Below are 26,288 nucleotides of genomic sequence, written 5' to 3' on the forward strand. Positions count from 1 at the left end.
TTACATAATAAATTGCCTAGAAAAAAGCATCTTGCTATTATTCATAGCAAGATGCCCTCTTTATTCTGGTCTTTTCTTCGTCCACGTTTCTACTACTTCACCAGTATCATTAACATCTAGCACTAGGCTACCATTACTATACCGGTCTTTATTTCGATACGCTTTCGGATCAATCTCTTCTACAATGTTTTTCTCTGTCTTCATGTAAACTAATTCATCGTCCCGAACAATTTCAATACCGACAATGCGGTACGGATTACGTTTTAATTCTTTGAAAATAACAAGACCTCGTTTCGCCCTCGTTGATTTTTCAATTTCTGATGCTTTTAGACGTTTTACAGCACCGCGCTGTGTTACGAGAATAAGTTGATCTTTGTCACCATTTAACGGTTTACCAGAAGCGACATAGTCATCTTCTTTTAAATTAATTGCTTTCACGCCAGCAGCTCTTACACCGACTGGACTTACTTCATCTTCATGGAAAATAAGTGCATATGCACCGTGTGTAGCAAGAACGATATCACTCGTTCCATCTGTCGCAAATATATCGACAACTTCATCATCTTTTTTCAAGTTTACAGCAACGAATGCCCTTGAATAACGCTGAACTTTATATTGATTTAATTCTGTTTTCTTTATCATACCATTTCTTGTTACAAATACGATAAATCGTTTTTCTTCCTCAAAGTTCGGTACAACCGTTGCCCAAATGATTGTTTCATCCCGGTCGAGTGAAACGATATTAGCAACGTGCTGACCTAAATCTTTCCAACGAATATCTGGCATTTCGTATACTGGCAGATATATATAGTTTCCTTTACTCGTAAATAAGAGGACTGTCTCTGTCGTATTCGTATCGAATCGTTCAAGTAAGATGTCACCCTCTTTCATACCGAAGTCTTTGCCGTTTGAGGCATTATGTGAGCGCCATCCAGTACGTTTCACATATCCTTCTTTCGTTACAGTAACGATGACATCTTCTTGTGGGATCATAACTTCTACATCGATTTTAATTTCCTCGATTTGATCTTCAATAATCGCGCGTCGATCATCACTATATGTTTTCTTAACTCTCTTTAAATCTGTTTTAATTACTTGAAGTAATCTTTTTTCACTTTGTAAAATTGCCTGTAGCTCAATAATTTTCTTATTAAGCTCATCTGCTTCTTCTTGTAACGCCGTAATGTCTGTATTCGTTAAGCGATATAATTGCAAGGAAACAATTGCTTCTGCCTGTGCTTCTGTAAAGCCAAATTTTGCACTTAAATTATCTTTCGCGTTACGTTTATCTTTTGAAGCTCGAATTGTTTCAATTACTTGGTCTAAAATCGATAATGCTTTCTTTAAACCTTCTACAATATGTTGACGATTTTCTGCTTTTCTTAATTCATATTGCGAACGTCTCGTAATAACCTCTTTTTGATGTCCAATATAAGCATCTAAAATTTTCGGTAATGTCATAAGTGTTGGACGACGATTATTGATCGCTACCATATTAAAGTTATATGGAATTTGCAAATCTGTATTTTTATATAAATAATTTAAAATACCTTCGGCGTTTGCTTCTTTCTTTAATTCAACAACAATTCGTAAACCAGTACGATCTGTCTCATCACGCACTTCAGCAATACCATCTAACTTTTTATCTAGACGTAATTCATCCATTTTCTTTACAAGATTTGCCTTATTCACTTCGTAAGGAATTTCAGTGATTACAATTTGTTGTTTCCCACCGCGCACTGTTTCAACTTCTGCTTTTCCGCGAATAATAATTTTACCTTTACCTGTTTCATACGCCTTTTTAATACCATCAATCCCCTGAATAATACCGCCTGTTGGGAAATCTGGTCCTTTCATAACTGTTAATAAATCATCAACAGTACTATTTGGCTTATCAATACGCATCATTGTAGCATCAATAACTTCTCCAAGATGATGCGGAGGAATTTCTGTTGCATAACCAGCGGAAATCCCTGTAGATCCGTTCACTAATAAATTCGGGAACGCTGCTGGTAATACAACCGGTTCTTCACTCGTATCATCAAAGTTTGACACGAATTCAACTGTTTCTTTATCAAGATCACGTAATAATTCAGATGCGATTGGTGATAAACGAGCTTCCGTATAACGCATCGCTGCCGCTGGGTCCCCATCAACACTACCGTTATTACCATGCATTTCAACTAAAACATTACGTACTTTCCAAGTTTGGCTTAAGCGTACCATTGCTTCATATACAGAGGAATCTCCATGTGGATGATAATTACCGATAACATTACCTACTGTTTTAGCTGATTTACGAAACGCTTTATCATGTACATTACCTTCTACATACATAGAATATAAAATACGTCTTTGTACTGGCTTTAAGCCATCACGTGCATCTGGAAGTGCACGATCTTGAATAATATATTTACTATAACGTGCAAATCGATCACCTAACACGTCTTCAAGCGGGAGGTCATGAAACTTCTCTGCTTGCATGTTATTCCACCTCCGTCTCCATAATCATTTCATTTTCTAAAATATTTCCTTCTTCTTGCATACCAAACTGTACATTACGTTCAATCCATTTACGGCGCGGTTCTACTTTATCGCCCATTAATGTTGTAACGCGACGCTCTGCTCTTGCTGCATCATCAATTTTCACGCGAATTAATGTACGCGTTTCAGGATTCATTGTTGTTTCCCATAATTGATCCGCATTCATTTCACCAAGTCCTTTATAACGTTGTAACATATAGCCTTTTCCAACTTTTTTCGTTACACCGTCTAATTCCTCATCTGACCAAGCGTATTCAATTACCTCACTCTTACCTTTTCCTTTACTTACTTTGTATAAAGGAGGAAGTGCGATAAACACTTTACCAGCTTCGATAAGTGGCTTCATATATCTGTAGAAGAACGTTAATAACAATACTTGAATATGAGCCCCATCCGTATCGGCATCGGTCATAATTACAACTTTATCGTAGTTAATATCTTCAACATCAAATTCATTTCCTACACCGCCGCCAATCGCATAAATGATTGTATTAATCTCTTCATTTTTAAAGATATCAGCAAGCTTTGCTTTTTCTGTATTAATTACTTTACCACGTAACGGTAATACGGCCTGGAAACGTCGGTCTCGTCCTTGTTTCGCAGAACCACCGGCAGAGTCACCCTCTACTAGGTACAGTTCATTTTTTTGCGGGTTACGTGATTGTGCAGGTGTTAATTTCCCGCTTAACGTACCTTCTGATTTTTTCTTTTTCTTACCACTACGCGCTTCTTCTCTTGCTTTACGGGCTGCTTCACGGGCTTGTGCTGCTTTAATTGCTTTTCTTACAAGAAGTGTAGCTACATCAGGATTTTCTTCTAAAAAGTATGCTAAATGCTCAGATACAATGGCATCAATTGAAGAACGCGCTTCACTTGTACCTAGTTTCCCTTTCGTTTGCCCTTCAAACTGAAGCACTTCTTCTGGTACACGTACCGAAACGATAGCCGCTACACCTTCACGAATATCTGTGCCTTCTAAGTTTTTATCTTTTTCTTTTAATAGTGCTACTTTACGAGCATACTCGTTAAACACACGCGTCATCGCTGTTTTAAATCCAGCTTCGTGTGTTCCACCATCTTTTGTACGTACGTTATTTACAAACGATAAAATGTTTTCTGAGTAGCCATCGTTAAATTGAAATGCTAGTTCTGCTTCAATTCCATTTTGTTCACCAGTGAAATATACAACTGGATGAATGGAATCTTTTTCTTCGTTTAAATATGAAACGAAAGCTTCAATTCCCGTTTCATAATGAAATACATCCTCTAAATCATTTCGCTCATCTTTTATCGAGATTTTCATTCCTTTTAATAAGAATGCAGATTCACGTAATCTCTCACATAATGTTTCATAATTATAATTTGTTGTGCTGAAAATCGTTGTATCTGGTTTGAAATGCATCGTAGTACCAGACTCTTTCGTCTTCCCGATTTTCTCAAGCGTCGTTACAGGAACACCGCCATTTTCAAAGCGTTGTTCGTAAATATTTCCGTCACGCTTAATCGTTACGACTAACCATTCTGATAAGGCATTTACAACCGATGCCCCAACACCGTGCAAACCACCACTCGTTTTGTAACCACCTTGACCAAACTTACCACCGGCATGAAGTACAGTTAAAATAACTTCAGGTGTAGGTTTCCCAAGTTTATGCATTCCCGTAGGCATTCCTCGCCCTTTATCTATAACGCTAATACTATTATCTTTATGTATTACGACTGAAATTTCGTCGCCAAATCCCGCTAACGCTTCGTCAACGGAGTTATCTACTATTTCATATACTAAATGATGCAATCCACGGCTGTCCGTGCTCCCGATATACATACCCGGGCGTTTTCGAACGGCTTCAAGTCCTTCTAACACTTGAATCGCATCTTCATTATATTGGAACTGATGCTTCGCCAAACTCCTTGCCCCTTTCCTAATCCAAAATCAGAACATATGTTTCTATTATAGAATAACGCCTCGACTATAGTTTTGGCAAGTTATCTTATCTCTTTTATATACCATTTTCAATAGAAAAATCCTTGTTTTCTCACAAGGATTCCTCTAGGCTACTATTTCAGAAAAATAATCGTTTGTCAACGAGAAATGGATATGTATTCCAAGATTACACATTCCAAACCTTTATTATGATCCAAATGATCAAGATCCAAAATGGGATTACAAATAACACCCCCCAAAAACAGCCTTTAAAAAATCTCATGATGAACACCTCGTTCATCGGCCCTACTTATCTATAATGAGGGCTGAATCAATCTTTCTACCTTTAAATCTATACTATTTTGTCATCGCATGTTCTACTTTAATACAACGATCCATTATTACAGTATAGTCTTTTTCTTTTAAAAATTTATATGTATCCTCATCTTGTACTCCTAATTGTGCCCAAAAAACATCTGCATCAATCTCTACGAATTCTTTTGCAACATCCATTAAAAACTCTGAGCGACGAAATACATTTACTATGTCAACGTGTTCCTTAATATCCTTTAGTGAAGAAACTGCCTTTTCTCCAAGCACCTCATCTACTGTTGGATTAACTGGAATAATGCGGTATCCAGCATCTTGCATTGCTTTTGAAACCATATACGATGTACGTTCTGGCTTATCTGATAATCCAACAACCGCAATTGTTTTGCTTTTCTTTAACACTTCACCAATTTCCGTACGAGTTGGGTTTTCAATTGTCATAATTAATCCCTCCTATTCCTTTAGTATAGCCGATAAAGAAAGTCTCTTTCAATATGAAAGAGACTTTCTTTTATTTCAATTATTGATTCTTTGTAGCTGAATTATCTGCTAAAGTAGCCGATTTCGTCATTTTTTGACCGTTACGGTAGAATGTAACTTCTACTTTCTCGCCTACTTTTTTCTTTTCATATAAATATTTACGGAATTGAAGCGCATTCTCTACTTTTTGATTATCTAATGCTACTACGATATCATATTGCTCTAAACCAGCTTTTTCAGCCGGTGATATTGGGTAAATTTTACCTAATACAACACCATTAGTTACTTCTTTCGGTACTTTCAATTGATTGACTGCATAAGCTTGCACATCTTCTAATGAAACGACACCTACTCCAAGCGCTGGACGTTTCACTACTCCGTCTTTTTCAAGTGATTCGATAACTGGCTTTGCGATATTAATTGGAATAGCAAATCCAATTCCTTCAACTTCTTGTTGTGCAATTTTACTTGAGTTAATCCCAATTATTTCACCATTTTGGTTAAATAATGCACCACCACTGTTACCAGGGTTAATCGCTGCATCTGTTTGAATAACTTGTGCTTGCCAATCTGGTCGTTTATCGCCATCAATATCAACTGGAATTTCACGTTCTTTACTACTGATTATACCTTCCGTTACACTTCCATCAAAACCTAGTGGGTTACCGATTGCAATTGCTTTTTCACCCGCGCGGATTTTACTTGAGTCACCTAAAGTTGCAACTTTATTCACATTAGCCCCGTCAATTTCAACAACAGCTAAGTCTAACCAAGGATCTTTCCCTACTAACTTTGCATCTACCTTTTTACCATCACTTAGTTTTACAGCAAGTTTATTTGCACCATCTACTACGTGGTTGTTTGTTACGATATATGCTTTATTCCCTGCTTTTTTATAAATAACACCTGATCCTGAACCAGCTTGTTGTTCTTGACCTGTCGGTTGCATTGCAAATGGATCAACACTTTGTTGCATATTAATAACACCTACAACAACATCTTTCGCCCCTTCAATCATACCAGGTAAATCAGTTTCATTTTTCGCTTTATTTACAACAGGAACTACAGTACCTTCTACTTTTGAATCCGAACTAAATGATGATACTGGCGCTCCATTATTTTGAGCCCATGGCATATATGGTGCTGCAAAACTAATCGAAACCGCTCCGACTACAGCCCCCACTAAACCTGTGAAGAAATAGCCTTTTTTACTACCTGATTTTCTCACTTCTCTCGTTTCACTATGCTCTTCATTTAAATTTGGTCCGTCGTAATATCCCATGTTTTATTTCCCCTCTCTGGTGAATTCGTATTTTCAGTATAGTCACGTTTTGTGTCCTTCTTGTGAACTCATCGTGAAATCTAATTAAAAAAATACTCCTATCTAACATTGTAGACAAAAAAAGTATTTTTTGTACATTCTACCTTCAAAAGAGAGTATAAAATCGCCATTTCCCTAGGCTAAATTACACAAATCGTTCTAGATTATTCTTCAAATTTATAACCAACTCGAATAACAGTACCGATATGCTTTGCTTTATCTCCTAGCTTATTTCGAAGTTTTTTAATATGGGTATCAACCGTTCTGTCATCACCGTAATAGTCATATCCCCATAACTGATCTAATAAATGTTGACGTGATAACACGATTCCTTTGTTCTCCATTAAATACACAAGAAGTTCAAATTCTTTATGTGTCAATATAATTTCTTCTCCATCTACTAAAACAGTTCTAGATAGACGATTTACTTCTATTCCAGCTAAAGACATAGCATTTTCTTCCGCTACTCCTACCGCACCATCCGCACGTTTCAATAACGTCTTTGCGCGAGCTACTAATACTTTCGGGCTAAATGGTTTCGTTACATACTCGTCTGCACCTAATTCGAAACCTAGCAATGTATCATCCTCATCCGAACGTGCTGTCAACATAATAATTGGTACTGCTGATTCTTTTCTAATTCTTCTACAAACAGACCATCCATCTATTTCCGGTAACATAATATCTAACATAATTAAATCAATTTCATGCTCTGCAAATAACTCTAACGCTTTTTTTCCATCTTCTGCTTCGATTACTTCAAAGCCTTCATTACGAAAATAATCACTAACAATTTCACGTAATCTTCTTTCATCTTCAACAAGCAATACTGTTTTATTCATATAATCTATCCCGCCTTTTTACTCTTTCAATCGAATAATACGTTGATTGGAGCTTCCGCGAAATGGAAGTGCTAAATCTTTTTTCTCAATTTCAAACCTTCCATCGACTAAAACATCCCCATAATGTAACAACTCTATCATATCATTATTTTGAGAACTCTGTATCTCTTCTAACGTATAACCTGTATACATCCATAGGTTTTTTTTCAAATCTTTTACGATTTTTGCTACCTTTTTCACTTCAGCAGCTTGAAAAAATGGATCTCCACCTGAAAATGTTACATCAGTTAATGGATTACTTGCAATCTCTTTCACAATTTCTTCTACTGTCATTTCCGTTCCATTGCAAATATTCCACGATTTCGGATTATGGCAACCAACGCAACGATGCGGACAGCCCGCAAAAAACACGACTGTCCGCAATCCTTCTCCATCTACTACACTATCATGAATAATATTCATCACTTTCATTTATGTTTCACCCGATCTATCTCTTCACTACGTTTCGCACTATTCCACTTCGACATATCTCCTACAAGATAGCCTGTTATACGGCGAATTCTTTCTATATTAGCCTCATCTTTATTCCCGCAACTTGGACATTCATTCCCAATAACCCCGTGATAACTACAGCACTTACAACGGTCAACAGGATGATTAATTGAACCGTATCCAACGCCATGTTCTGCCATGGCTTGTACAATTTGTTTTAATGCCTTTTTGTTATGCATTGCTGCTCCATCTAGTTCAATATAAGTAATGTGTCCTCCATTACAGAGAGCATGGAACGGGCCTTCTAAACGGATTTTATTTATCGCTTGAATGTTATAATAAACTGGAATATGGAATGAATTCGTATAGTAATTATGGTTCGTTATACCGTTAATTTCACCAAATTCTTCTCTATCTTTTTTCACAAACTTCCCTGATAATCCTTCTGCTGGAGTTGCAATTACTGAGAAATTCAGTTGATGTTCTTCTGTCGCTTTATCCATTCTATCTCTCATAAAGGAAATAATTTCATACCCAAGTTTCCATGATTCTCCATCTTCCCCATGATGCTTTCCTGTTAAAGCTACTAAACATTCCGCAAGACCGATAAAACCAATACTTAACGTCCCTTGTTTTAAAATCGAGGCTACGGAGTCTTCAGGCTGCAACGTTTCTCCACCACGCCATACACCTTGTGAATATAAAAACTGAAAATCTCTTGCTCGCTTCGTACATTGATACGCATATCTTTCTAATAGCTGCTTAATTCCTAAATCTAAATAATAGTTTAGCGCTTCAAAAAACGCTTCTTTTGAACCACTAATTAACGCTAATTTCACTAAATTAATAGACGTAAATGATAAATTCCCTCTACCAATCGCTGTTTCTTCTCCATGTATATTAGACATAACACGGGTACGACATCCCATGTAACATACTTCACTTTCTGGTCTTCCATCATAATGTACTGCATTAAACGGAGCATCTAAAAATGAAAAGTTAGGGAACAATCGTTCAGCCGTTGTCTCTAATGCTAATTCAAATAAATCGTAGTTCGGATCACTTTCTTCAAAATTCACACCTTTTTTCATCTTGAAAATTTGAATCGGAAAAATCGGTGTCTCTCCTTTACCAAGTCCAGCTTGTGTCGCTTTTAAAAGTTGTTTAATTAACATTCTTCCTTCTTTTGATGTATCTGTTCCGTAATTAATAGAAATAAACGGTACTTGTCCTCCGCCCCTACTATGCATACTATTTGAATTATGAACGAAAGCCTCACACGCTTGATACGTATCATTTTCCGTTTCTTTCCATGCGAATTCTTCTATTTGTTCTTTCGTAAGCGGATATGATTGTAATCGTTTTTTATGTCTCTCAATTGTTTTTCGTACATAAGGTGCTAAATCAATATCAAAGAGTGCAAACGATTGACCACCATGCTGCATATTTTGATTCGCTTGAAAAATAATAGACGAAAGAGCCAATGCACTTTTAATGTCTTGCGGTTGTCTCATATGTCCATGTCCAGTATGAAAACCGTTAGCAAGCATTTGCGCTAACGGAATTTGTGAACAAGTCGTCGTTCCTGTCGCATAAAAATCTAAATCATGTGGATATAATATATTTTCATTTATCGCTTTTTTCACTTGATCTGACAATAAATTCTCAACAGCATAATATTTTGCACTCTCAGATGCAAATGTTCCCATTACGCCCATTGGAGAGCGGCCGTCTACATTTGCATTTTCTTGCATTAAATCTTGTTCATTGCCGTGGACTATTGTCTCGAACACTTTCATTAATTCTTCTTCTCCACGTGTATTATTTTGTAACATTTATAACCCTCCACCAATATGTTGTTATCTTTTGATTAAAATGTTACTACATATAGTCTTACTGTTTCTGTGAGAAATGTAACATTACTGTGAAATTTTTTTCACGAAATAATGAATTTTTCATTTACAAAAAAGAAATGTGCTCTTTACAAATGTATGGTACAATATACGGGAAAAACTCTTTTTACCCTTTATCAACACATTTGAATAAAGGAGACTGAACTTATGGTTACTACATATCTTTTATTTATCGTTGCCTACTTACTTGGCTCGATTCCATTTGCACTAGTTGTTGGAAAAATCGGCTACGGAATCGATATTCGTGAGCACGGGAGCGGTAATCTAGGCGGAACAAACACATTCCGCACATTAGGGAAAAAAGCAGGTTTTACCGTTACAATTGCTGACATTTTAAAAGGGACATTAGCAACAAGTCTACCAATGATTTTCGGATTAGATATTCATCCACTATGGTTCGGGTTAGCGGCTGTTCTTGGACATGTCTATCCAATCTTCGCGAAATTCCGCGGTGGTAAAGCAGTTGCAACTTCTGCTGGGGTGCTATTATGCTATTCACCAGTTGTTTTTGCAATATTGGCTGTTGTATTTTTCACCCTTTTATTTACAACAAGATACGTATCACTTTCTTCTATGGTAACAGCAGTTGTTGCTGTTATTGCATCCATTGTTAGCGGGGATAAAATCTTCATTATTGCGATGTGTTTATTAGCAGGTATGGTTATTTATAAACACCGTGCAAATATCGGACGAATTATAAATAAAACTGAACCAAAAGCAAACTTTTCAAAAAAGCAAAAATAAGATCGTAACCCACATAACGCAAAAAGAAAACGTGAAGCATATTAATAGCGTCTTTTTGCGTTATTTTTTATACTAAAGAAAAAGCAACATAATTTGGAGGAACTATACATGAATCTTTCCGTAACAAAAGAAGCAGCACAATGGTATAAAAATGAATTAAACTTACAATCAAATGAAACACTACGCTTTTTCGTACAATACGGTGGTTGCAGTACTGTGCAAAAAGGACTTTCTTTAGGGATTCGTAAAGATGATCCTGCACATCCTGCTGTTCAAATTCAAGAAGAAGGTATTAACTTCTTTATTGAAGGCGATGATGAATGGTTCTTCGATGGACATAATTTATCTGTTACACTTAACGAAGGTGACGACTTCCCACAATTTAATTATGAAAAATAAAAAAACGTGGCTTCTGCCACGCTTTTTTATTTTTTCTTAATTTCCTCATATTTCGCATACCACTCAGGATATAACTTTTTAAATGATACAGGGCGGAACCCTTCTTTTTTCGCACAAATATTCGTCGTACTTGCAGTAATACAAAGTTCACCATCACCATTATATATTTCATATCCATATACAACGCGAAGTGGGCTGACAGTATCTACCCATGTTTTTACGATTGCTTTTTCTCCGTAACGCATCGCTTTACGGTATGAAATTTGTAAATCTAACACAGGAGAAATAATTCCTTCTTTCTCCATTTCAACATATGAAAAACCTAAATCTTGTATAAGTTTCGTGCGACCTAACTCAAGCCACACTAAGTAGTTTGAATGGTAAACAACACCCATTTGATCTGTTTCCGCATAACGGATTTCAACTTCATGTTCTGCTACAAACATATGTATATTCGCCTTCTTTCACTTCTGCTACCTTGCATACATTTAATCATAATACAGTGACATCAAAAATAAAATAAAAATAGTGAATCTTTTCCCGAAAGGAGCAAGCATATGATTCAAATTGTAACGGTTCGTAGCGGTGATAGTGTATATAGCTTGGCATCAAAATATGGATCAACACCTGACGAAATAGTAAAAGACAATGGACTAAATCCCGCTGAAACGCTCGTTGTTGGTCAGGCACTTATCGTTAATACGAAAGGAAATAATTATTATGTACAGCCTGGTGACAGCCTCTATCGGATTTCTCAAACATATAATGTCCCCCTCGCTAGTTTAGCTAAAGTTAATAATTTATCTTTAAAATCTATTCTCCATGTCGGACAACAATTATATGTACCAAAAGGCACAAAACGAGCTGTAGAATCCATCGCTTATTTACAACCTTCCACTATACCGATTAAAGAGAGTTTAGTTAATGCTACACGTGCCATCAATCCATTTTTAACATATTTAGCTTATTTTAGTTTTGAGGCAAAAAGAGATGGCACATTAAAAGAACCTACTGAAACAGCTAAAATTGCTAATATTGCAACGCAAGGGCAAACAATCCCTATGCTCGTTATTACAAATATTGAAAATGGTAATTTCAGTGCCGATCTAACATCGGTTATTTTACGCGACGCAACGATTCAAAACAAATTTATTACTAACATTTTGCAAACAGCTGAAAAATATGGCATGCGAGACATTCATTTCGATTTCGAGAGTATAGCACCCGAAGACCGCGAGGCGTATAATCGCTTTTTACGAAATGTAAAAACACGCTTACCTAGCGGGTACACATTAAGCACAACTCTCGTACCGAAGACAAGTTCAAATCAAAAGGGAAAGTTTTTCGAAGCCCATGATTATAAAGCGCAAGGGCAAATTGTTGATTTCGTCGTCATTATGACATATGACTGGGGTTGGCAGGGCGGGCCACCAATGGCAATCTCTCCTATCGGTCCTGTAAAAGAAGTACTTCAATACGCAAAATCTCAAATGCCTCCCCAAAAAATTATGATGGGGCAAAACTTATACGGATTCGATTGGAAACTTCCGTTCAAACAAGGGAATCCACCAGCAAAAGCAGTTAGCTCTGTCGCAGCTGTTGCACTTGCTCGTAAATATAATGTTCCTATCCGCTATGATTTCACAGCTCAAGCTCCACATTTTAATTACTTTGACGAAAATGGCGTACAACATGAAGTTTGGTTTGAAGATGCGAGGTCTATTCAAAGTAAATTCAATTTAATGAAAGAGCAGGGCATTGGCGGTATTAGTTATTGGAAGATTGGCTTGCCATTTCCACAAAATTGGCGTTTACTTGTTGAAAACTTTACGATTACGAAAAAGGGCTGACAAAAGTCAGCCCTTTTTGTACATTTTGTTAAGATTCATCTTTGATTTCACTTTTTAATGAGTCAATACTTTCTAAACGTCTTTGATTTTTTGCTTCAATAGCAGCACGATCTTTTTCATTAGAAAGTTCCGCTGTTTCTTTTGCTTCATTAAAGTTATCAACTGTATTTTGCACCATTTCTTGTAACTTTTCAGCGTTGTCACTTCGATTATCTGGATTTGGCATGTACTTCCCTCCTAATATTGTATATACACACCATCTTAAATTACCTATCTTTCCTCAAATTTATACATAAAAAAGGAGAATGTAATATTCTCCTTTTCTTTAACCATTATCAACAATCGGTTGTTTACCTGTTTGATCTTGCATTTGCTTTCCTTTATTTCCACCAGCTTTTTTTGATTGTGTTCCAATATGATTCGGTGCAAAGTCTTTTGAATTTTTTTTCGGATTACCCATTACTATCGCCTCCTTAACACTAGTATCGTACTAGTGTTAAGAATTATTCAGCTTGCTTAAAAAGTTTCATTTCATAACGTTTTTCAATGCGCTCTTCAATGCGATCAATTGCCTCACGATCGCTTAATAATTGTTGTTTATTTTCATTTACAAGTTCTTCAAACGATTTACGGCGACTTCTTCTCATGTTGTTCACCCTCTCTCCTTCGCTTTCTTATTACATAGTATGAGCAAACAAAAAACTCTTTAATCAGATTTGCAAGAAAATTTTATGTTTTAGTACTCCTAAAAAAACTCCGTGTACAATATATTGCACACGGAGTTTTTTATACCATAATATTTAAATACTCTTTCAACTTTTCATCTGCATTCATTTCATTTTCTTTATAATCATGAAGCGCCTGTAATACAAAATCATACTGCTCTAAAATATAACTTTCTAATTTCATAACATCCTCTAAGCTATTAAGCATAATTCTCGTATTACCAACTTCACTTTTTAACGCCGGTTCACATTTTAAACTTGTACATATTTCTTTCACATCTTCTTCTAATATCTCTGTTAATACATATTTCTTTCGCCCTTTTACCTTTAATCTCATAACTGGATAAAAAGCTTTTATATCTAAATAACTTCCTACGTTCATACAACGTAGCCATTCTACATTACGTTTATTACATGCAAGTATTTCTTTGACCGCTTCATATACCGCAGTTTCATCAAGCATAGCCTTATTTACTTTTCGTTTCCCTTCTTCTTCAATAGCTGCACACTTTTGATAAACAGCAGCACACGTAATGCAATCGTCAAATGCATTATGAGAGCTTAAACGAATTCCCAGCATTCGTTTTAACGTTTCAAGTTTATGATTAGGCGCATGCTTCATGTATTTCTTTGCTAAAAATACAGTATCAATTACTTTATTTTTAGGTTCAGGCAACCCAAGCATATTTACATTACTTTTCAAAAAGCGCATATCAAAAGAAGCATTATGGGCCACAATAACATTTGTATGTAAAAATGCTAAAAATAAAGGTAACACTTCTTCAATCGTCGGTGCATCTGAAACGCGATAATTAGTAATACCTGTTAAACTCGTTATTCGGTCCGGAATTGGCCGCTCTGGATTCACGTATGAAACAAATTGATCTACTAATTCATGATTACGATATTTCACTGCTGCAACTTGAATAATTTTATCATTATAAGGGTTAAATCCTGTTGTTTCAAAATCAATTACAACATAATCTAACGGTAAGGATACATTCCCCACTCCATACACTCCTTTATCTCTAAACGTTTATATTTCTTACATCATATCATGAAGTTATTACTACTTGAAAAAGAAAAGGCAGAAATGGGAACTCTCCACCTCTACCTTTTCACCATTATTTTAATTTAGCAACTCTTTTCTCCATCTCTTTTTGCGTCATCGGCCCAATAAACTTATCTTGAATGACACCTTTTGTATCTATAAAATACGAAGTTGGAATCGTAATTACTTTATACGCTGTTGTCACATCAATGTTCTTGTCCAATAAAATAGGAAAAGTAATTCCTTTTTCTTTAGCAAAATTGCTTACCTTTTCTACTCCCCCACCTTTTTCTGAAGGCGTATAATTTATTGCTAAAATTTCTACGTTCTCTTTATGTTCTTTATAAAAAGCTTCCATATCCGGCATTTCTTGCTGACATGGTCCACACCACGTTGCCCAAAAGTTTACAATCACTTTCTTTCCTTTTAAATCTGATAACTTTACATTCGTTCCATCTAAATTCGTTAATGTAAAGTCTGGTGCACTCTTCCCTATTTCAATACCATTACTTGCAATCATCTCTTTCATAGCAGCTTCACTTTTTTCTTGCTTCACTTTTACCGCCTGCTCTTTATGACCAAACTGTTCATAAGCTGCATATCCCGCTAAACAAAGTAACACTACAATAATCGTAAGCTTCCGCCACATTTTATATCACCCTAACGTATTATCTTCTTTTAACACATTCATCAAAATACTATATACCTTATTTTAGCTTATACGGACAAGCTTGGAAATATTCACAATCGAAATAATTAGAATATTCTTATTAAAAGTGCGATTTTATCATATAATTAGAAAAGCAGATGAAGTGTTGCTTATCTAATTATGGACCCATTCACCTTTTTCCTCTCATAGTTATAAACCTACAACAAAAGGGGATTGTTTATGAATTCATTCGAAAAAACAACATTATATATTCTTAGTTTTCTTTTATACCCAGTCGGTATTATTACATGGATCATTTCACTCTTTAGTAAAGATCTTGAAAAAAAGAAAATAGGACGTATTTGTCTCTACGTCTCTCTAGTCTCATTCGTCCTTTTCTTAATTCTTGGAATTGCCACTTTCCTTATGACTGCTACTTTTAACGTTGATCTAAATCACTCCGAATCTATCGAGTATCAACTAAATGACACTGAATAAAGATTAGAGCATTGCTCTTATCTTTATTCACATCTCTTAAAAAATGAATGACTATGTATTAATTTTTCTGGACCCTCACATGCAACAATATTTCCTTCTTTCATTATGACAATACGATCTGCTAGTACCACCCTCTCTACATCATGTGTTGCCACAATTCTCGTTACATCTCTTCCTATCCCTTCAATCATATTCCAAACCAGTTCTTGATTGCCCGGATCTAACCCAGCCGTCGGTTCATCTAAAATAATAAGAGTTGGATTTGATACAATCGCGCGCAATAATGCAAGACGTTTTCTTTCGCCTCCCGAAAACTCTTCACCGCTTTTATGTAGCACAGTTTGACTCCCTTCAGGTAACCCTCTAATAATCGGCGTTACATTTATAAGTTCACTATTTTTTTCTAACTGATTTTCTAAACCCTCTTCCCCGAAATACATATTCTCTGTTACCGTCGTTCGGAAAAAACGTGGTTCTTGCCACACTGTAGTCATACGAGCTTCATTACCATAATAAGCAATGCTACCGTTAGATGGTTTATACAAGCCCGTTATTAACTTTAAAAGCGTTGTTTTTCCTGCACCGCTTTCTCCCACAATCATAACGAGTTCACCAGGACGAATTTGCAAATTAATATTATGAATTCTGCATTTCTCTTCGTCATTCTCCTGAAATGAAACATTTGTTATCCTGATCCCCATCGCTCTTTCTACATTGCTATCTACTGCTCGTTTATTTAAAAAGCAAAAAGCTCTATTTGCCGAAGCGACTGCAACTTGTGTCATTATTAATAAATCGCCCACATAACGGACAGGGAAAAAGAGCATCTCAATTGTCGCTAACACTGCAATGAGTGAACCAACTTCTATTTCTCCCCTCATTATTTTTTGTGCACCTATAATGAGAACAACAATATATGCTCCTGTTTCAATCACCGTTCCAACTACTCCAATGCAATGTTGCATCATCGTCTTCTTTACTTCTGATTTATACGATTGTGCCGTTACTCTTTTAAATAAGCGAATTGCCCATTTTTCTTTTTGTAAACTCCGCAAATCTTGTATCCCCTTTACAAACTGTGACACCATCTCTACAACACTTGAGTGATTTTTTTGAGAAACGCTTGCAATATCTCTTACCTTTTCTCCCATCAGTATTGGAACAATTGTACTTAAAAATAAAAACGGAGTTACCCACAATATAATTAAATAGACTAAAATGAATAGAGGATAATATGTTCAATATATGAACATTTATCCTCTATTTTTATGTATATTAGATTTTTTATTTAGATGTTAAAAATATAGTTTAATATGTATAATATACATGGTAAAGGAACGCACGTTCAGTTATGGGTGGAGGACATAGTCCATAGCGGGAGGCGTAGAGGGGGCTTTAGACCAAAAGTAAAAATTGACTTTAGGAGTGAAGTAGTAATGAGGGTACAAGAGGTTCTCTTAGAGAATAACAACAAAAGATACATATTATTGGATCAAAAGGGTTTCCCTGTTATTTCTGTCGTGAAGTATCTAAAGTACTTAGATACAACAGGAAAAAGTTCTAATACTCAAAGAACATACTGCTATTCCTTAAAACATTTTTTTACCTACTTAGATGAAACAAACAAAGATTATAAGTATATAAGTTTAGAAGATTTAGTTGAATTTGTTGGATGGTTAAGAAGTCCTTATAAGAGTCCAAAAGTCACTCCCCTTCAACAAGAAAAAGCCAAACGAACGGAAAAAACTATTAACCTTACAATTACGGTTATAGCAAACTTCTATGACTACTTATTTCGAAATGAAGAAATACAAAATGACATGATGGAAAAGTTAATGAAACAAGTGTTTACGGGAGGGCACTCACGTTATAAAAGTTTCTTACATCATATCAATAAGGACAAGCCATCAATCAGAAACGTACTTAAATTAAAAGAACCACGCAAAAAGGTAAAAATACTGACAAAGGAACAAGTGCAACAAGTGTTAAATGCAACAACTAATATAAGAGATACTTTCTTGATTCAACTGTTATTTGAAACAGGATTACGTATTGGAGAAGTTCTTTCACTTTTTATAGAAGACTTTATATTTGACCATGCAAAAGGCCATAGGATTCGTTTAGTTGATCGAGGAGAATTAGAAAACGGGGCAAAGTTAAAAACAGGGGAACGTGAGATTTTCGTGTCTCAGTCCCTAATGGATTTATATGATGATTATTTGTATGAAATTATGGATGAACTGGATGTGGACACAAACTTTGTATTCATCAAATTGCGTGGCGAAAACGCAGGAAAACCGATGACATATAGCGATGTGGAATCGCTTTTTAAACGTTTGAAAAAGAAAACAGGGATAAATCTTCACCCCCACTTGTTTCGCCATACACACGCTACAATTTACTATCAGAAAACAAAGAATATTAAGCAAGTGCAAGAACGATTAGGACATTCTCAAATTCAAACAACGATGAATCTATACCTTCATCCTTCGGAAGAAGAGATTCGAGAAGATTGGAAGAAAGCCCAGTCCGAATTCGACCTAAACAAATAACTAAAAGAGGGATTTTGAATGAAGCAAATTAAAAATGCTCATATAGAAGAAATAGGCTTTCATGAAGGGTTACAAAGAGAACTATCCATCTATCCCCAAAAAACGGTTAATGAAGATGGTTCTATTACAATTGAACAAGTATACAATCCCTATTTCTTAGTCAACGACAAATGGAATATTACTTTTTTCAGGAAAATTAAGCAGTTCGAAGAAGTTATAGCAAGCTATAACTGTTCAAGTAAAAATATTCATTTTCGCTTTACCAATCCTACAATTAATTTAGAAGTAAAGTATGTATTTTATCAATATCTATTTAATGATCTTTGGACAATCAAACGTAGTTTTCAGGGTCAAGATCCATTAAAAAAAATGACAGAGTTCTTAAACGAAAAATATCCAAAACTATCATCTTTATTGGAATTAGATATTGAAAAAGCAGAACGAGAGTATTTATTTTGGTTGAACGAACAAGGAATTAAAACTCACAGAACGCACAAATACATAATAAGAAAAAGTCACACATCCAAAAATAACGTAGCAATCTATTTAAGAACGATTTATACTTCTTTTCTCCGACTTACTGATGACCGAGAGGAATGGAAAAAAGACAAGTGGGATGTTCGTATTTTACACGATAAGTATGGGGTTGATTACAATAAAAGTAAATCAAGCTATTATCTTGATTTCTCAAAGACAGACGAAAAGATTCGAGAAGAAGTTAAAAAATATTTTAAACAACGGTTGCTTAGTAAAAACAAATTCTCTTGGGGTTCAGCACAAAATTATATGACCATTTTATCACCATTTTTCACTTTTGTATTTTGTATAGAACCTATATGGAAAAATTTAAAAAGCTTAAAAAGAACCCATATGGAAAAATACATCGAATATCTACATGATAACTCTAATAAATCGAAACGACCCAACTCACACCCTGAAATGTATGTAAATAGGTCATTGTCAATTATTCAGAAGTTTCTTGAAGATATTCAACGGTATGAATATGAGATGGCTCCGGAAAATCATGTGCGATTATTGATCTTTCCCGAAGATAAACCAAAATTAAGAAAAAAATCAAGCGATCAAATTGACTATATTCCCGACTATGTATTAGAACAACTCTTCACTCATATTAATGATTTACATAAAGAAGTCGTCCCTGTCATTTGGATAGCCTTTAAAACAGGACATAGAATATCAGATGTATTAGGTTTAACCACAAATTGTTTAGTTCAACTCAATGGTCACTATTCAATTGAAACCGATATCGAAAAAACTTATGTAAAAGGGCATAGAATCCCAATTGACGAAGAATTAGCAAAAATCATTGCGGTTCTAATAGCGAAATCTAAAGAAAATAGCAATCAAGACAATAATCCTGAAGGGTATATTTTTATCCGTTATCGTGGGCAACGGAAAGGAAAACCATTTACTCAAGCGTTTGTTAGAGAACAATTGAATATATTGGCAATACAAAAAAACATTACTGACGAAAGTGGGAACTTGTTTCATTTCAAACCACATCAATTCCGACATACTTACGGAGTAAAAATGTTAAACGGTGGTGCAGATATTTTAACGGTACAAGAGTTATTAGCCCATGCATCCCCTGAAATGACATTAAGATACGCCAAGTTATTAGATGATACCAAAAGAAAAGCGTTTGAATTAGTAATGAGACAAGGAGTTTTTACTTTTGACTTAAATGGCGAAGTACAAGAAATTAGAGCAGGAGAAGATATTCCGACCGATATTTTGGATGCCTTGTGGCAAGATCACAAGCTAAATGCGATGGACAACCCTTATGGGACGTGCCACGCTCGATTGAAAGGTAATTGCCCGCATATGGAAGCTCCTCCTTGTCTTACATGCAACGGAGGAAGTCCTTGTAAGGATTTGGCTATTGGATTTTCGGAATTAGACGTACAGAAATATGAATTACACATTAAAACAACAGCAAAAGCGATAGAAATAGCAAAACAGTATGGGCGTGAAGATATGGCAGAAAAGCATGAGCGAAACTTAAAGTGTTATGAAGGAATTCTGAACAACATCCGAGAGGGTAATGTTATCTTTGGTAGACAAGAACGAGTGAAGAGAAAACAGGGGGTACGAAATGACTGAATACAACCGTAAAGAGCAACTAAAGTCAATTCATTTGTCACGCAAAAATTCAACCTTTAAAAAGGTTGATGAAGCCATTAAAAGGCTCATACGAGCAAAAGAAAACGTTAATTTTAATAGTGTAGCAAGCGAGGCAGGTGTTTCAAAGGCAACGTTGTATAACCATCAGGAGCTAAGAGAACGTATAGAAGGATTGCGAGAACAACAAGCACAGGCTCATACTCCCAAGCAGATTAAGCGTGAACTTAATGATAACAACAAAGATGCCATCATTGCCTCTTTACAACGTCGTATTAAAAAAATTGAAAGCGAGAACAAGCAATTACGGGAGCAGTTAAAGGTGGCATACGCAAACGTTTATAAGCAATTATAACCAACAACTAATAATCAATTAATGTTGCTTGTTTACTATACATGGACAATGAAAGCTGAAAGGAATTATAGGAGTAAAATGAAAAAGAAAACTCATTTAGAATTTTTAGTAGAGTTTGAAGCTATCCTTGGACCGGAATATGAATTACTTAGTGAGTACGCTGGTTCACAAAAGCAAGTTAAGGTCAAGCATAAGGTTTGTGATGAAATATATGAGGTTACACCCGACCATATATTGAGAAAGAGAAAATGCCCCAATTGCTTTGGAAATAAAAAGAAAACAACTAAACAATTTATAGCCGAACTAGAAAATAATTCCCCTGGTCAATTTGAAGTAATTGGGGAATATGTGAATTCAAAGACAAAGCTGGAAATTAAACATCTAAAATGTGGTGTTACAAAACTTGTTTGGCCTAATGATATTTTAAGAAACGGTGGATGTCGTCACTGTGCGGGGAATGAAAAGAAAACGACCGAACAATTTAAAAAGGAAGTTTTTGAACAAGTTGGGAACGAATATACGGTTAGAAGTAAATATCTTGGATCACATAAAGACATTACCATGTATCATTTAAGTTGTGGTAAAGAGTATACCGTGAAACCCTATAATTTTATTAATAACCGTAGACGTTGCCCTCATTGCTTTAGAAATATTAGAAAAACCACTCAGCAATTTAAAGAGAAAGTCTATGAGTTAGTTGGTTACGAATATAAAGTATTAGGTGAATATCAGGGTACTGATGAAAAAATCGAAATGCTACACACTTCATGTGGAAATATTTATAATGCAACTCCTTATCATTTTATTCATCGGCACCAACGTTGTCCAGAATGTTTCGGGAACAAAAAAAGAACAAATGAGGAGTTCTTAGAAGAAATTAGAAACTTAACGGGTAACGAATACACCTTTTTAGAGGACTACGTTAATACAAATACCCCACTAAGCCTAATTCATAATATATGCGAGCATGTGTTTAAAGTAAGGCCAGCTGATTTTATTCATAAAACTTCTAGATGTCCAAAGTGCAAGAAAAATATAAAATTAACGTTTGAGGAATTTAAAAATAGAGTTTTTGATTTGGTTGGCGATGAATACACGCCTTCTGGTGAATATATAAATTGCAACACTCATTTAATGATGGCGCACCATGTATGTAACACTACATATCCCGTAACACCTGCTAAATTCTTATCTGGTCGAAGATGTCCAACATGTTTTGGGAAACATCAAAAATCGACAGAGGAATTTAAAGAAGAGGTCTATGATTTGGTTGACGATGAATATGAGGTCATTGGTGAGTACGTAAACTCACAAGAAAAAATAATGATGAGGCATAATGTTTGTGGGTGCGAATATCCTGTGCTTCCTTCAATGTTTTTACATAGAAGTCGCTGTCCGAATTGTTTTGGAAATGAGAAGAAAACAACAGAGCAATTTAAACAAGAAGTATATGATTTGGTTGGCGATGAATATTCAGTAATTGAGGAATATTCTGGGGCATCTAATTATATACGAATGAAACATAACGTATGTAGATATGAATATTCGATTGTAGCCGTTAGCTTTTTAAGGGGAACTCGATGTGCTCAATGTAAGGAATCAAAAGGAGAAAAGCTTATTAACCAAATACTAGCTGATAAGGGCATCAAGTTTCAAAGACAATATAAGTTTGATAAATGCCGTCATATTAATCCTTTGCCATTTGATTTTGCTATATTTAAAGACGAACAAGTTGCAGCTCTTATTGAATTTCAAGGAAGACAACATTATCAACCCATTGATTATTTTGGGGGCGAACCAGCATTTGCAGAAACCCAAATAAGAGATAAAATTAAAAAAGATTTTTGTGAAAAAATGGACATTCCATTGTTTATTATCCCCCATTGGGAATATGAATCTCTTGAACAACTGCTTCAGGAAAAATTAACTATGCTTAATTTTCAAATAGATAGTGAATTCCCCCCAAAATTTGAAGTGCTATAACCTTTTAAAAAATTATTAAAAAGATTAAGAGGCATTTACATATTAGTCATAACCAATATGTAAATGCCTCTTTCACTAAAGGTTTTTTCTAAATAAGGTCTTGATAAATATAAACTGTATATCTATATGTTGTAGTGCTATGAAAGCTCCAATAAATTGGGCAATAGCGTGTATATATTCTATTAATATAGAGCCATATAATCTGACCCAGTTCGGAATATCAGACACGACCAAAGTTTCTAACTCTCCTTGTTTGATTTTCTCACTCTCTTCAAACGGTAATAGGAAAAATTGGCGCAATACATCTATACGCTTCTCTCGTAATATTCGCTGACTCGCTTTTGAGCTTACATAATCAAATGAAAGATTGTTCACCCACATCAACAAACGGCTAGCTGTAAACAAAGTAATGTAAAGATACGCTCCTTTCAGCTCTCGTTGAATCAGGTTATCTACAATTAGTCCCATGAATAGTGGACGGGAGAGATTTAAAATAGCTGCAAAAAGCCCACTGCATACAGCTGCTATTACTAATATTTTTTCTTTCTGTAACGGTAACAAAATTCTTTTATATTCTTTCATGACGTTTCCTCCATTGTTTATAGTAAAAAGAAAGGGATGAAACCAAATGGTTTCATCCCTTTCCATAAAATAAGGAAGCTAACAATTGTTAGCTTCCTTATCATTCATTTCAATTATTTAGTTCGACACTTTAGACTCTTCAATTTTCTCACGAAGAACCATTTGCAGAATACCACCGTGACGGTAGTAGTCAATTTCAACTTCACTATCGAAACGAGCTACTACTTCAAATTGTTTTTCGTTGCCATCTAGATCAGTTGCAACTACTTTTACAAGATCGCGTGGTCTAACTGTTTTGTCAATTTGAATTTCAAATGACTCGTTACCAACAAGACCTAACGTTTCAGCGCTTTCGCCATCTTTAAATTGAAGTGGTAACACACCCATTAACACTAAGTTACTGCGGTGAATACGCTCGAAGCTTTCTGCGATTACTGCTTTAATACCTAATAAATTTGTACCTTTTGCAGCCCAGTCACGAGAACTTCCCATACCGTAATCTTTACCAGCAACAACTAAAAGGCCTGTGCCATCTTCTTTATATTTCATAGCAGCATCATAGATAGATGTTACTTCACCAGTTGGCCAATATGTTGTATATCCGCCTTCTGTTCCTGGTGCGATTTGGTTTTTAATACGGATGTTCGCGAATGTACCACGCATCATAACTTCATGGTTACCACGACGAGAACCGTAAGAGTTGAAGTCAACTGGTTGTACGCCGTTTTCTAATAAGTAGCGTCCAGCTGGTGTGTGCTTACCGATTGAACCTGCTGGTGAAATGTGGTCTGTCGTTACAGAGTCACCAAATTTACCAACTACGCGTAAGCCTGATAACGTTTCAACTTCACCTGGCTCTTTAGATAATCCTTCAAAGAATGGTGGGTTTTGAATGTATGTTGAATCATTATCCCAAGTATATAAAGCTTCATTTGAAGTTTGGATTTCATTCCAACGCTCATTGCTATTAAATACTTGTGCATATTCTTTCTTGAACAGTTCAGATGTAACAACGCTTTGAACTACATCTTCAATTTCTTTAGCTGATGGCCAAATATCGTTGAAGTAAACAGCATTGCCATTTGCATCTTTACCAATTTCATCATTTTTCAGGTCAATATCAACAGTACCTGCAAGTGCATATGCCACAACAAGTGGTGGTGATGCTAAGTAGTTCGCTTTTACAAGCGGGTGAATACGACCTTCAAAGTTACGGTTACCAGATAAAACAGATGTTACTAGTAAATCGTTTGCTGCGATTGCTTCTTCTAATTCTGGCGCTAATGGGCCAGAGTTACCGATACAAGTCGTACAGCCGTAACCAACTGTTTGGAAACCTAATTGATCTAAATATGTTGTTAAACCTGATTTATCTAAGTACTCAGTAACAACTTTAGATCCTGGTGCTAATGATGTTTTTACGTACTCAGGTACTTTAAGTCCTTTTTCAATTGCTTTCTTCGCAACTAAACCTGCCCCAATTAATACGTATGGGTTTGATGTATTTGTACAACTTGTAATTGCAGCAATTGCAATTGCACCTGTTTTCATCGTTACTTCTTTATCTTCTAATGTAACCTTCACTTCTTTATCGAACTCTTGCTCATTAAATCCAAGTCCTTGTGTTCCAACTGGTGCTACAACAGCTTTGTGGAACGCATCTTTCATATCTGAAAGTGGAATTAAATCTTGTGGGCGTTTCGGTCCAGAAAGGTTAGATTCAATTGTATTTAAATCAATTTCAACAAGATCAGTGTAAATTGGATCTTTGCTGTCTGCTGTATAGAATAAACCGTTCGCTTTACAGTATTCTTCAACAACGCGAATTTGCTCTTCATCTCTACCTGTTAAACGTAAGTATTCTAATGAAATATCGTCGATTGGGAAGAATCCACAAGTTGCGCCGTATTCTGGTGCCATGTTTGAAATTGTTGCACGGTCAGCTAAAGGCATACTCTTTAGTCCGTTACCGAAGAACTCAACGAATTTACCAACTACACCTTTTTGACGTAATACTTGCGTTACTTTTAATGCAACGTCAGTTGCTGTAGTACCACTTGGAAGTGTACCGGTTAATTTCACACCGATTACTTCAGGTACTGGGAAGTATGAAGGCTGTCCAAGCATCCCTGCTTCTGCTTCAATACCACCAACGCCCCATCCAAGAACACCGATACCATTAATCATTGTTGTATGTGAGTCTGTTCCAACTAATGAATCTGGGTATGCAACTAAGTCACCTTCAGCATTTTTCACAGCATGAACAACTGGTGCTAAATATTCAAGGTTTACTTGGTGTACAATACCTGTAGCTGGTGGAACTGCACGATAGTTATCAAATGATTTTTGTGCCCAGCTTAAAAATTTATAACGTTCTTCATTACGTTTAAACTCTAAGTCCATGTTGAATGCAAGCGCGTCTGCCGTACCCGCTCTATCAACCTGTACAGAGTGATCAATTACAAGGTCTACAGTAATTTCCGGATTAATTTTATCAGGATCCCCACCCATGTCTGCCATTGCTTTACGAAGCGAAGCCAAATCAACAACAGCTGGAACACCAGTGAAATCTTGTAAAATTACACGAGATGGTTTAAATGGAACATCGATATCTTGCACATCTTTCGTTCCCCATTTCGCTAAATTTGTAACATGCTCTTCTGTGATTACACGTCCGTCTACTTGACGAAGTACTGATTCAAGTAAAACTTTCACGGAATATGGTAATTGAGATACGTTGCCAACCCCTGCGTTTTCAAGCGCTTTCAAATCATAATAATGATACGTTTTTCCATCTACTTCAAAAGTTGCGCGTGATTGAAATGGATTATGTTTGACCATTATGTTTCCCCCCTGTTAAACGTGACTAAGTTGTCTGAATATAAAATGTAGACAAACTTTTCAATACCTTA

22 protein-coding genes and 2 pseudogenes are annotated in these 26,288 nt (G+C 35.7%); 8 read left to right on the plus strand and 16 right to left on the minus strand.

The genetic code is table 11. The annotated features are described in order from the left end of the window. Positions 1-60 precede the first annotated feature (60 nt). The 7 genes from parC to MHB52_RS18760 all read right to left on the minus strand — a co-directional run bounded on the left by parC (position 61) and on the right by MHB52_RS18760 (position 9,768). Positions 61-2,484: a DNA topoisomerase IV subunit A gene (gene parC, locus MHB52_RS18730; RefSeq protein WP_061663261.1), complete on the minus strand. Its 2,424-nt coding sequence runs from the start codon at positions 2,482-2,484 to the stop codon at positions 61-63. 1 nt (position 2,485) lies between these two features. Continuing rightward, the gene (gene parE, locus MHB52_RS18735) at positions 2,486-4,450 is read right to left on the minus strand and encodes a DNA topoisomerase IV subunit B (protein ID WP_001062202.1); all 1,965 of its coding nucleotides are present in this window, start codon (positions 4,448-4,450) and stop codon (positions 2,486-2,488) included. 375 nt (positions 4,451-4,825) lie between these two features. Next, on the minus strand, positions 4,826-5,239 hold the full coding sequence (locus MHB52_RS18740) for a CoA-binding protein (protein ID WP_000151387.1): 414 nt from the start codon (positions 5,237-5,239) through the stop codon (positions 4,826-4,828). 79 nt (positions 5,240-5,318) lie between these two features. Continuing rightward, entirely contained in the window at positions 5,319-6,560 is a 1,242-nt protein-coding gene (locus MHB52_RS18745; protein ID WP_000542641.1) for a S1C family serine protease, read from the minus strand. A 203-nt stretch (positions 6,561-6,763) separates the two neighbouring features. After that, on the minus strand, positions 6,764-7,441 hold the full coding sequence (locus tag MHB52_RS18750) for a response regulator transcription factor (protein ID WP_001044679.1): 678 nt from the start codon (positions 7,439-7,441) through the stop codon (positions 6,764-6,766). An 18-nt stretch (positions 7,442-7,459) separates the two neighbouring features. Beyond that, positions 7,460-7,912: an anaerobic ribonucleoside-triphosphate reductase activating protein gene (gene nrdG, locus MHB52_RS18755; protein ID WP_000867077.1), complete on the minus strand. Its 453-nt coding sequence runs from the start codon at positions 7,910-7,912 to the stop codon at positions 7,460-7,462. Continuing rightward, the gene (locus tag MHB52_RS18760; protein WP_000940073.1) at positions 7,909-9,768 is read right to left on the minus strand and encodes an anaerobic ribonucleoside triphosphate reductase; all 1,860 of its coding nucleotides are present in this window, start codon (positions 9,766-9,768) and stop codon (positions 7,909-7,911) included. Before MHB52_RS18760 ends, nrdG begins: the two co-directional genes overlap by 4 nt. A gap of 225 nt (positions 9,769-9,993) precedes the next feature. On the opposite strand from MHB52_RS18760, the gene plsY reads away from it, so the two are divergent. Then, positions 9,994-10,590 (plus strand): glycerol-3-phosphate 1-O-acyltransferase PlsY, encoded by a 597-nt coding sequence (gene plsY, locus MHB52_RS18765; protein ID WP_000258974.1) that lies wholly within the window; start codon positions 9,994-9,996, stop codon positions 10,588-10,590. A 108-nt stretch (positions 10,591-10,698) separates the two neighbouring features. Beyond that, positions 10,699-10,989 (plus strand): HesB/YadR/YfhF family protein, encoded by a 291-nt coding sequence (locus tag MHB52_RS18770; RefSeq protein ID WP_001054453.1) that lies wholly within the window; start codon positions 10,699-10,701, stop codon positions 10,987-10,989. Between the two features lie 26 nt (positions 10,990-11,015). Here the strand turns inward: MHB52_RS18770 and MHB52_RS18775 are convergent, their stop codons facing one another. Continuing rightward, complete coding sequence (locus MHB52_RS18775; RefSeq protein WP_000495812.1) at positions 11,016-11,435, minus strand: acyl-CoA thioesterase; 420 nt, start codon at positions 11,433-11,435, stop codon at positions 11,016-11,018. Positions 11,436-11,546: 111 nt separating this feature from the next. Here MHB52_RS18775 and MHB52_RS18780 point away from each other — a divergent pair, with 111 nt between their 5' ends. Next, positions 11,547-12,839: a glycosyl hydrolase family 18 protein gene (locus MHB52_RS18780; protein WP_000614861.1), complete on the plus strand. Its 1,293-nt coding sequence runs from the start codon at positions 11,547-11,549 to the stop codon at positions 12,837-12,839. Between the two features lie 28 nt (positions 12,840-12,867). Here the strand turns inward: MHB52_RS18780 and tlp are convergent, their stop codons facing one another. The 5 genes from tlp to MHB52_RS18805 form a co-directional block, all read right to left on the minus strand. Continuing rightward, positions 12,868-13,065, minus strand: a complete 198-nt coding sequence (gene tlp, locus MHB52_RS18785) for a small acid-soluble spore protein Tlp (RefSeq protein WP_001133511.1) — start codon at positions 13,063-13,065, stop codon at positions 12,868-12,870. Positions 13,066-13,164: 99 nt separating this feature from the next. After that, positions 13,165-13,299 (minus strand): acid-soluble spore protein SspN, encoded by a 135-nt coding sequence (gene sspN / locus MHB52_RS18790; protein ID WP_000527987.1) that lies wholly within the window; start codon positions 13,297-13,299, stop codon positions 13,165-13,167. Positions 13,300-13,342: 43 nt separating this feature from the next. Continuing rightward, entirely contained in the window at positions 13,343-13,486 is a 144-nt protein-coding gene (locus MHB52_RS18795; protein WP_001254703.1) for an FbpB family small basic protein, read from the minus strand. 139 nt (positions 13,487-13,625) lie between these two features. After that, positions 13,626-14,573, minus strand: a complete 948-nt coding sequence (locus MHB52_RS18800) for a 3'-5' exonuclease (protein ID WP_000528755.1) — start codon at positions 14,571-14,573, stop codon at positions 13,626-13,628. A 115-nt stretch (positions 14,574-14,688) separates the two neighbouring features. Beyond that, on the minus strand, positions 14,689-15,264 hold the full coding sequence (locus MHB52_RS18805) for a peroxiredoxin family protein (protein WP_000269055.1): 576 nt from the start codon (positions 15,262-15,264) through the stop codon (positions 14,689-14,691). Between the two features lie 240 nt (positions 15,265-15,504). Between MHB52_RS18805 and MHB52_RS18810 the strand changes: the two genes are divergently transcribed. Continuing rightward, a complete protein-coding gene (locus MHB52_RS18810; protein WP_001083887.1) occupies positions 15,505-15,762 on the plus strand; it encodes a hypothetical protein in 258 nt (85 codons plus the stop codon). Between the two features lie 23 nt (positions 15,763-15,785). Here the strand turns inward: MHB52_RS18810 and MHB52_RS18815 are convergent. Beyond that, a pseudogene (locus MHB52_RS18815) lies at positions 15,786-16,964 on the minus strand (ATP-binding cassette domain-containing protein); the annotation flags it as partial. A 234-nt stretch (positions 16,965-17,198) separates the two neighbouring features. Here MHB52_RS18815 and MHB52_RS18820 point away from each other — a divergent pair. The 4 genes from MHB52_RS18820 to MHB52_RS18835 all read left to right on the plus strand — a co-directional run bounded on the left by MHB52_RS18820 (position 17,199) and on the right by MHB52_RS18835 (position 22,794). After that, positions 17,199-18,314 (plus strand): tyrosine-type recombinase/integrase, encoded by a 1,116-nt coding sequence (locus tag MHB52_RS18820; protein ID WP_061663262.1) that lies wholly within the window; start codon positions 17,199-17,201, stop codon positions 18,312-18,314. Between the two features lie 18 nt (positions 18,315-18,332). Beyond that, a complete protein-coding gene (locus MHB52_RS18825) occupies positions 18,333-20,438 on the plus strand; it encodes a tyrosine-type recombinase/integrase (RefSeq protein ID WP_061663263.1) in 2,106 nt (701 codons plus the stop codon). Next, positions 20,431-20,811, plus strand: coding sequence for a DUF6262 family protein (locus MHB52_RS18830; protein WP_061663264.1), 381 nt, complete (start codon positions 20,431-20,433; stop codon positions 20,809-20,811). The genes MHB52_RS18825 and MHB52_RS18830 overlap by 8 nt, the downstream gene beginning before the upstream one ends. Before the next feature lie 78 nt (positions 20,812-20,889). Then, a complete protein-coding gene (locus MHB52_RS18835) occupies positions 20,890-22,794 on the plus strand; it encodes a hypothetical protein (protein ID WP_061663265.1) in 1,905 nt (634 codons plus the stop codon). Between the two features lie 90 nt (positions 22,795-22,884). On the opposite strand, the pseudogene MHB52_RS18840 reads toward MHB52_RS18835, so the two are convergent. Together MHB52_RS18840 and acnA are read right to left on the minus strand one after the other, a co-directional pair. Continuing rightward, positions 22,885-23,376, minus strand: a pseudogene (locus MHB52_RS18840) (ABC transporter transmembrane domain-containing protein); the annotation flags it as partial. 117 nt (positions 23,377-23,493) lie between these two features. Further along, entirely contained in the window at positions 23,494-26,217 is a 2,724-nt protein-coding gene (gene acnA, locus MHB52_RS18845) for an aconitate hydratase AcnA (protein WP_000238561.1), read from the minus strand. Positions 26,218-26,288: the final 71 nt, after the last annotated feature.

This window comes from Bacillus sp. FSL K6-0073, from assembly GCF_038006085.1.
Taxonomy (GTDB): Bacteria; Bacillota; Bacilli; order Bacillales; family Bacillaceae_G; genus Bacillus_A; species Bacillus_A cereus.

Excerpts from the sequence above, each read along its gene's own strand:
- MHB52_RS18775 (WP_000495812.1), bottom strand. The coding sequence starts at position 11,435 with ATGTTTGTAGCAGAACATGAAGTTGAAATCCGTTATGCGGAAACAGAT.
- nrdG (WP_000867077.1), bottom strand. The coding sequence starts at position 7,912 with ATGAAAGTGATGAATATTATTCATGATAGTGTAGTAGATGGAGAAGGA.
- tlp (WP_001133511.1), bottom strand. The coding sequence starts at position 13,065 with ATGCCAAATCCAGATAATCGAAGTGACAACGCTGAAAAGTTACAAGAA.
- MHB52_RS18820 (WP_061663262.1), top strand. The coding sequence starts at position 17,199 with ATGAGGGTACAAGAGGTTCTCTTAGAGAATAACAACAAAAGATACATA.
- sspN (WP_000527987.1), bottom strand. The coding sequence starts at position 13,299 with ATGGGTAATCCGAAAAAAAATTCAAAAGACTTTGCACCGAATCATATT.
- MHB52_RS18830 (WP_061663264.1), top strand. The coding sequence starts at position 20,431 with ATGACTGAATACAACCGTAAAGAGCAACTAAAGTCAATTCATTTGTCA.
- MHB52_RS18825 (WP_061663263.1), top strand. The coding sequence starts at position 18,333 with ATGAAGCAAATTAAAAATGCTCATATAGAAGAAATAGGCTTTCATGAA.
- acnA (WP_000238561.1), bottom strand. The coding sequence starts at position 26,217 with ATGGTCAAACATAATCCATTTCAATCACGCGCAACTTTTGAAGTAGAT.
- MHB52_RS18780 (WP_000614861.1), top strand. The coding sequence starts at position 11,547 with ATGATTCAAATTGTAACGGTTCGTAGCGGTGATAGTGTATATAGCTTG.
- MHB52_RS18810 (WP_001083887.1), top strand. The coding sequence starts at position 15,505 with ATGAATTCATTCGAAAAAACAACATTATATATTCTTAGTTTTCTTTTA.
- MHB52_RS18795 (WP_001254703.1), bottom strand. The coding sequence starts at position 13,486 with ATGAGAAGAAGTCGCCGTAAATCGTTTGAAGAACTTGTAAATGAAAAT.
- MHB52_RS18835 (WP_061663265.1), top strand. The coding sequence starts at position 20,890 with ATGAAAAAGAAAACTCATTTAGAATTTTTAGTAGAGTTTGAAGCTATC.
- MHB52_RS18750 (WP_001044679.1), bottom strand. The coding sequence starts at position 7,441 with ATGAATAAAACAGTATTGCTTGTTGAAGATGAAAGAAGATTACGTGAA.
- parC (WP_061663261.1), bottom strand. The coding sequence starts at position 2,484 with ATGCAAGCAGAGAAGTTTCATGACCTCCCGCTTGAAGACGTGTTAGGT.
- MHB52_RS18740 (WP_000151387.1), bottom strand. The coding sequence starts at position 5,239 with ATGACAATTGAAAACCCAACTCGTACGGAAATTGGTGAAGTGTTAAAG.
- plsY (WP_000258974.1), top strand. The coding sequence starts at position 9,994 with ATGGTTACTACATATCTTTTATTTATCGTTGCCTACTTACTTGGCTCG.
- MHB52_RS18745 (WP_000542641.1), bottom strand. The coding sequence starts at position 6,560 with ATGGGATATTACGACGGACCAAATTTAAATGAAGAGCATAGTGAAACG.
- MHB52_RS18770 (WP_001054453.1), top strand. The coding sequence starts at position 10,699 with ATGAATCTTTCCGTAACAAAAGAAGCAGCACAATGGTATAAAAATGAA.
- MHB52_RS18760 (WP_000940073.1), bottom strand. The coding sequence starts at position 9,768 with ATGTTACAAAATAATACACGTGGAGAAGAAGAATTAATGAAAGTGTTC.
- MHB52_RS18805 (WP_000269055.1), bottom strand. The coding sequence starts at position 15,264 with ATGTGGCGGAAGCTTACGATTATTGTAGTGTTACTTTGTTTAGCGGGA.